Origin of the sequence: Pseudoalteromonas sp. S3431, assembly GCF_000690035.1 — a bacterium.
Lineage (GTDB): Bacteria > Pseudomonadota > Gammaproteobacteria > Enterobacterales > Alteromonadaceae > Pseudoalteromonas > Pseudoalteromonas fuliginea.
This window is the reverse complement of record NZ_JJNY01000160.1, coordinates 1-1,142: the sequence shown is the minus strand read 5'-3', so window position 1 is coordinate 1,142 and position 1,142 is coordinate 1. Positions and strand designations below refer to the sequence as shown.

At 45.0% G+C, this 1,142-nt stretch carries 1 protein-coding gene; it reads left to right on the top strand.

Annotated features, from left to right (window positions below):
* The coding region (gene tuf, locus DO88_RS00020) for an elongation factor Tu (RefSeq protein ID WP_033041302.1) at positions 1-1,142 on the top strand (1,142 nt) is incomplete at its 3' end.

Here is a 1,142-nt window from a genome sequence, read left to right as displayed (position 1 = left end):
ATGGCAAAAGAAAAGTTTGAACGCGTAAAACCGCACGTAAACGTTGGTACAATCGGCCACGTTGACCACGGTAAAACTACACTAACTGCAGCAATCACTAACGTACTTGCAAAAGTATACGGCGGTGTTGCTAAAGATTTCGCATCAATCGACAACGCTCCTGAAGAGCGCGAACGTGGTATCACTATTTCAACGTCTCACGTTGAATACGATACTCCTTCACGTCACTACGCACACGTAGATTGTCCTGGTCACGCCGATTATGTTAAAAACATGATCACTGGTGCTGCTCAAATGGACGGCGCGATCTTAGTAGTTGCTGCGACAGATGGCCCTATGCCACAAACACGTGAGCACATCCTTCTTTCTCGTCAAGTTGGCGTTCCTTACATCATCGTGTTCATGAACAAATGTGACATGGTAGATGACGAAGAGCTACTTGAACTAGTAGAAATGGAAGTTCGTGAACTTCTTTCAGAATACGATTTCCCAGGTGATGACTTACCTCTAATCGCTGGTTCTGCGCTTAAAGCGTTAGAAGGCGAGAAAGAGTGGGAAGATAAGATTGTTGAGCTTGCAAACGCACTTGATTCTTACATCCCAGAGCCAGAGCGTGACATCGATAAGCCATTCATCATGCCTATCGAAGACGTTTTCTCAATCCAGGGTCGTGGTACTGTTGTAACTGGTCGTGTTGAAGCTGGTATCATCCGCATCAATGACGAAGTAGAAATTGTTGGTATCAATGATACAACTCGTTCTACTTGTACTGGTGTTGAAATGTTCCGTAAGCTTCTTGACGAAGGTCGTGCTGGCGAAAACATCGGCGCACTTCTACGTGGTACTAAACGTGAAGACGTTGAACGTGGTCAAGTACTAGCTAAGCCTGGTTCAATCAACCCACATACTACATTCACTTCAGAAGTATACGTACTTTCTAAAGATGAAGGTGGTCGTCATACTCCATTCTTCAAAGGTTACCGTCCACAGTTCTACTTCCGTACAACTGACGTAACTGGTGACGTACAGTTACCAGATGGCGTAGAAATGGTAATGCCTGGTGATAACATCAAGATGACAGTAACTCTAATCGCACCAATCGCGATGGATGAAGGTCTTCGTTTTGCTATCCGTGAAGGTGG